At 70.9% G+C, this 5,949-nt stretch carries 4 protein-coding genes and 1 tRNA gene; 2 read left to right on the top strand and 3 right to left on the bottom strand.

Annotated elements, in window-relative coordinates; genetic code table 11:
- Positions 1 to 318 precede the first annotated feature (318 nt).
- Complete coding sequence (locus E2C05_RS27720; protein WP_133222880.1) at positions 319 to 2,607, top strand: methyl-accepting chemotaxis protein; 2,289 nt, start codon at positions 319 to 321, stop codon at positions 2,605 to 2,607.
- A gap of 519 nt (positions 2,608 to 3,126) precedes the next feature.
- On the opposite strand, the gene E2C05_RS27715 is transcribed toward E2C05_RS27720, so the two are convergent.
- Positions 3,127 to 3,219, bottom strand: a tRNA-Ser gene (locus E2C05_RS27715).
- A 102-nt stretch (positions 3,220 to 3,321) separates the two neighbouring features.
- A complete protein-coding gene (locus E2C05_RS27710; protein WP_133222879.1) occupies positions 3,322 to 3,951 on the bottom strand; it encodes a glutathione S-transferase family protein in 630 nt (209 codons plus the stop codon).
- Between the two features lie 476 nt (positions 3,952 to 4,427).
- On the opposite strand from E2C05_RS27710, the gene E2C05_RS27705 reads away from it, so the two are divergent.
- Complete coding sequence (locus tag E2C05_RS27705; protein ID WP_158292406.1) at positions 4,428 to 4,667, top strand: NINE protein; 240 nt, start codon at positions 4,428 to 4,430, stop codon at positions 4,665 to 4,667.
- A gap of 351 nt (positions 4,668 to 5,018) precedes the next feature.
- Here E2C05_RS27705 and E2C05_RS27700 read toward each other — a convergent pair.
- The coding region (locus E2C05_RS27700) for an ATP-binding cassette domain-containing protein (RefSeq protein ID WP_133222877.1) at positions 5,019 to 5,949 on the bottom strand (931 nt) is incomplete at its 5' end.

The raw sequence follows: 5,949 nt of genomic DNA, 5'->3' as shown, positions 1-5,949 counted from the left end.
CCCGCGAATGGGCCATGGCCAAGGCCCAGTTCGCCGTGCTCTTCGGTCAGCGCTTCACCAAAGCCCTGGCCTGACCGTGTCGTTCACTGACCGGCACGCACACGGAATTCCTGACAGTCCCGCGCCCCCTGCGGTTCCGCAGGCAGCTCTCCGATCCACGAAAGCAGTCGGTCGGCCCCATCGCCCGCATCACCCTGGCTATCGCATATCGGCGCGGGACAGCCCACCTGATTTCTGCGCAGCCCATTGAGGCCCACTTAACCGCACGTTCAAGCGCATCGTGCAAAGGGCAGCCCACCCAAGCCCAGAGCCGCCGGCATGACCCGCTTCCTCCGCATCTTTCGCGACAGCCTTCGCGGTCGCCTGATCCTTCTGGGCATTCTGCCGGCCATCGCCACGGGGGGCCTCGCTCTTCTCGCGGGCTACTGGTCGTCGGCCCGCATTCAGGAGACGCGACTAGCCGCCGAACTCCAGGCTGCGGAGCAACGACTGGCCCACGCCGTTGCGGAGGCCGGTCGCCGGATGCACGCCCATGTCGCCGGCATGGTTCCACGGCCGAACATCATCCAGTCACTCGGGACACGCGACGCGGATCGCACCCAGCGATTGCTGGTGGATACCTTTACGGTGATCCGCACAGCCGATGTCACGCTATCGATCCTTGAGGCGACCGACGCTACCGGCAAGGTGTTGGATCGCGCCCAATCGCCCGGGCAGCGCGGCGATGACCGCATGCAGGCCGACGACGTTCGCCGGGCGCTTGCAGGCGAGGTTGTCACTGGTGCAATGCTGCCCCCTGGCAGCACAGAGCTGACGATCGGCGCTACCCTGCCGGTCCGCGATTCGGGGCGAATAGTCGGGACGGTCCGCGCCGCCATGCGCCTGGACGCCTCGGCGGCCGTGATGCTCTCAACGGTCGCTGGCGGCGACGTCCTGCTCTTCACGGGCGACCGGCTGACCGCCACCACCTTCGCCGGACTGGGGCAGGAACGCCTGCCACCGACGATCCTGGGCGCCGTCCGCGATGGCGCGTCGCAGCCCTTCCAAGCGGAACTCCACGGGAAGGCGTTCAAGCTGGTGCTGAAGCCGCTGCTCAGCCGCGGCGGAGAGACAATTGGCGCGATCGCCGTGGCGCTGCCCCTTGAGGGCTGGGAGGCGGCGATGCGGGAGAGCCTGATGCTGATCCTCGGCGCCCTGCTGCTCGCGCTTCTCTTTGCTATGCCTGCGGCGACGCTCGCGGCGCGGCGGACCTCTAGGGCCCTCGGCGGTATTGCAGATACCATGACCGGGATAGCGGCAGGGCGCCTCGATCTGCCGGTGCCAGCGCGGGAGCGTGGCGACGAGATCGGCCGGATGGGCCGTGCGCTTGAGGTGTTCCGCCTAAGCCTCGTCGAGAAGCTTCGCCTGGAGCGGCATGCGGTCGAGGAGCGTTCTCTGCGTGAGCGCCGGGCGGCCGCGCTGGACAGCTCTACTGCTGCCTTCGGCGGATCCGTGGGGACCGTTCTCGACACGCTGGAGGAGGCGGCGCGCCGGATGACAGACGCAGCCTCGTCCATGGCTGCCGGGGCGGGCAGGACCGAGGCCCAGGCACAGGCCACAGCGAACGAGGCAGGGATGTCGGCTGGCAACCTGGCGGCTGTCGCCAGCGCGGCGGAGCAGCTGACCGCGTCGGTTGCGGAGATCGGGCGCCAAGTTGGCGTTGCCGCCCAGGTCGCCCGTGACGCGGTGGCCGCAGCCGAGGCAACAGATTCGCGAATGGCGACCCTGACCGCGAGCGCCGAGCGAGTGACCGAGGTCACCCGGCTGATCGGCGACATCGCCGGGCAGACCAACCTGCTGGCGCTGAATGCGACAATCGAGGCGGCGCGGGCGGGCGAGGCGGGCAAGGGCTTCGCCGTGGTGGCGAGCGAGGTGAAGGCGCTGGCCGGGCAGACCGCGAAGGCGACAGACGAGGTGTCCGGTCAGATCAAGGCGATGCGCGACGCGACGGAGGGTGCGGCCGACGCGATCAAGGCCATGCTGGAGTCGATCTCGCGCATGGACGAGGTGGCCTCGGCCATCGCCGCCGCGGTGGAGCAACAGGGTACTGCGACGCGCGAGATCAACGATCGTGTCCAGGACGTGTCCGGCACCGTGAACCGTGTTGCCGAGGCGATGGGCGATCTCGCCTCCAGCGCGCGCGACACTGGGCGCCTTGGCGAGCAGATGCTGGGCAGCGCCGATGCCGTCGGCAGCGAGACGCGAGCAATCCGTGGCGAGGTGGACGATTTCCTGGGGCGGCTCGCGGCCGAGAGCGGCGAACGCCGCCGTCATGCGCGGCTCGACATGTTGGGGGCGGATATGGTGTGGCTGCGGCATGGCGGGGTCGAGCATCGCGCCGCGCTGCGAGACATCTCTGAAAGCGGGGCCGCGCTGAAAGACGCGCCGTCTTTAGAGAGGGGCGCGTCCGTCGAGATCATGCTGCCAGGCTCAGCGGCATGGCTATCCGCGACGATCGTCCGCGCCGAGGATGGGGTGGTGGCCCTTGCCTTCGGCGAGAAGGCGTCGGGCGAGGTGCGTCGCGTCGTGGAGCGCCTGAAAGATGCAAGCGCGCGGCAGGCAGCCTGACCAGAGGTCGGCAGGCCGGTGACGGTGGCGTCGCAGGACGGCACCGGCGGACGGCTTCGAGCGATGCGCCGCCGCGTTCCGCCTTTTGCAGTCAATCGACCCCAATCGAACGCCTCAACGGCTGCCCGCCGCCGACATACTCCGGCGGTCCAGCCTGCGGGTTATCCACCAGCGCCGCCGCGACTGGCGGCTCGCCGCATGTCCGGCACCGCATTCTTGCGACCAAGCATGGTGGTCCTGCCGCAGATGCAGCGGACCTCCAACCACCGGTTATCCCGCGCAGCGAGGGTATCGCGCGGTGATAGCATGATTCGTCCAGCGGCGCGAACCTGAAAGGAACCTTCGCACGCCGATGCGGACCGACGCCTGCCGTCTCCGCATCACAGGTTGTTCCAGAAGGGTGGGGCCCAGCCGCCAAGCTAGGCCTCGCGCAGAAAAAACACGCGCCCGAATGGCGGTAGACTCAAGGGGGGGATCGAGGCCAGATCGAGCAGAAGCTATTGATTTTGCACGATCTTGTGGCGGAGGGGATGGGATTCGAACCCACGATAGAGGTTGACCCCCTATAACGGTTTAGCAAACCGTCGCCTTCAGCCACTCGGCCACCCCTCCGCAGGTATGGCAGGCCCACGACGTATGCGCGTTGCGGGTCTTACAGGTGGCCGGGGACGGCGTCAAACATCCCGGCCACCCCGGCCCTCGCCTGCCCGCGCGTCAGGACAGCGCCACCTCGAACCCCCGGGCGGTCGCCGGCCTCGCCATCATTCGGGCGTACCAGGCCCCGACATTGGGCAGGTCGTCGAAGGGGACCTGATGCCGCTCATGCCGCCAGGCCCAGCCGAGGATGGCGAAGTCAGCGATGCTCGGCTCGCCCTCGGTCGCGACGAATTCGCGCCCGGCCAGCCGGCGGTCCAGCACGCCGTAGAGCCGCTTCGTCTCCGTGTGATAGCGCTTGAAGCCGTAGTCCTTGGCCGGCCCATCCGGCTGCATCAGGAAGTGGTGCACCTGGCCAGGCATCGGGCCGAAGCCGCCCATCTGCCACATCAGCCATTCCAGCACCGGCACGCGCGCCCGCAGGTCGGCCGGCATGAACCTGCCGGTCTTCTCCGCCAGGTAGAGCAGGATCGCGCCGCTCTCGAAGACGGTGACCGGGGTGCCGCCCGGTCCGTCCGGGTCCTTGATCGCGGGAATCCGGTTGTTCGGGCTGAAGGCGAGGAATTCCGGGTTGAACTGCTCGTCCTTGCTGATGTTCACCGGCACCACCTTGTAGGGCAGGCCCATCTCCTCCAGCGCCACGCTGATCTTGCGGCCATTGGGCGTGTTCCAGGTCCACAGCTCGATCATGCCTCGATGCCTCCGACGGTCATGGGCTCGGAGCCTAGAGCGGATCACGCCGGGCCGGGAGCGGCCCGGGCGCGCGAATCCGCGCCCTGATGCCGGCAGGGGCGCAGCGCGGCGTCCGGTCGCCACGGCAAGCCGCGGCGCGGCGATCCCGGCGGCGCGGCGACGCGCCGTGGCGAGGCCGCGGGCGCGGCATCGCCAGGCGGTGCGGCGCGCAGCGACTCGGCCGCGTGCCAGACAGGCCCAGGGCGGCATTACCAAGGCCGCGACCGCACTGGGCCGGTCATTCGCGGCATGGCGTGGCCGCCACGCCACGCCCACGGGTGCCGGATGCCGCAGCATGCGAAACACCTTCCCTTCCGCGCTGAGCTGGCTCATTTTTCACGGAGGCGCTGTCGCGGTTGGGGACCGCCCGGCGGCTTACAAGGGGGTCTTCGCGTATGTTGGCCGTATTGTCGTCTGGCCCGCGCCGGAAATCGGTGGGGCTTGCCTATCTGTTGCTGCTTCTTTTCGGCCTGTTCGGCCTTCACCGCCTCTATCTCGGCCGCAGCCTGTCCGGCGCCGGCATGGCGGCCATCACGGTACTGTCCATCCCGCTGATCTGGAGCGGCCTCGGCCTGCTCGGCTTCGTCGCCACCGGCACCTGGGCGCTGGCGGACGCGGTGCTGATCCCGAGCATGGCGCGCGAGACCAACGACCCGGTCGCGCTGCTCGCCTGACGCGGCGCGGGCCCTCCCCCCCGGGGCCCCGACGCGTCCACCGCGGATGCCGGCATGGCCGAGCATCCGCCGTCCTTGACTGCCTGGGCGCGGCGCCGGTCGACGGCTCCGCGCACACCTGAACCGCGTGCCGCCGTCGTCACCGAACGGGAGAGAGGCCGGCGCGCGGCGCTTCCTCGCCGCAGCCCTCGATCGCCGCCGCCGCGCCTCCGCACCTGACGGGTCGCGGGGCGATCGCATGCCGGCCGTCGATCCGCCCGACCGCGATTTGCGGTCGGGGCCTAAAGCCACGGCATTGCCGCGCATCGATCGCAACGCGGCCCGACGCCGCGCCGCGCGCCACGATCCGCCCTAACCGGCCGCCGGCAACGCCCGCCCGCCGGCCAGGCGCAGGATGCGCGTCGGCCGCTCCACGCCGACCAGGCGATGGGTGATCAGGATCACCGTCCGCCCAACCGTCACCGCCTCCAGCGTCTCCAGGAAGGCGCGCTCCGTCTCGGCATCCAGCCCCGCAGTCGGCTCGTCCAGCACCAGGACCGGCGCGGCCGAGAGCAGCACCCGCGCCAGGGCGAGCCGCCGCGCCTGCCCGCCGGAAAAGCGCGCACCGCCCTCGCCGCAGCGGGTTTCCAGCCCCTCGGGCAGCGCCCGCGCCAATTCACCGATGCCGGCCCGGTCCAGCGCCCGCCACAGCGCCGCATCGGGGGCAAGCGGCGCGGCGATGCGCAGGTTGGCGGCGATGCTGTCGTCGAACAGCCGCGCATCCTGCGTCAGGCAGGCGATGCGTCGCCGCACCAGCTCGGCCGGCAGGGCGGCGATGTCCACCCCGCCCAGCGTGATCCGCCCCGCCTGCGGCGCAGCGAGCTTCAGCAGCAGCGCGGCGAAGCTGGACTTCCCGGCGCCGGAGGGCCCCAGCAGCGCCAGCCGCGTCCCTTCCGGGATATCGAGATCGAGCCCATCGAAGACCGGCGGCCGGTCGGCGCTCCAGGCGAAGCGCAGCCCCTCCACGCGGATCGCATGGCCGGCGGGCTCCTCCGCCGGGGCGGCGGGCTCGGCGACCGGCGGCGGCGCATCGGCCAGTTCGAACAGCCGTCGCGCCCCGGCGGCGGCGCCGGCCAGGGCGATGCCGGCCCGCGGCAGCAACCCGATGCTCTCGGCCGCGGCGACCGCGATGAACAGGCCGAGCACGGCCAGCGCCGCGCCCGCCGCGCCCGCCGCCAGCCCGAAGGCCAGGGCGCCAAGCAGCGCCGCCTGCACCAGCAGCCCGCCCGCCGTGCCGGCCCAG

This window comes from Paracraurococcus ruber (genome assembly GCF_004353985.1).
Taxonomy (GTDB): domain Bacteria; phylum Pseudomonadota; class Alphaproteobacteria; order Acetobacterales; family Acetobacteraceae; genus Paracraurococcus; species Paracraurococcus ruber.
This window is presented reverse-complemented; position numbering and strand designations above follow the sequence as displayed.

What these genes read in the sequence shown, in the direction of transcription:
- E2C05_RS27720 (WP_133222880.1), top strand. Translation starts at nt 319, where the DNA reads ATGACCCGCTTCCTCCGCATCTTTCGCGACAGCCTTCGCGGTCGCCTG.
- E2C05_RS27710 (WP_133222879.1), bottom strand. Translation starts at nt 3,951, where the DNA reads ATGATCGAGCTGTGGACCTGGAACACGCCCAATGGCCGCAAGATCAGC.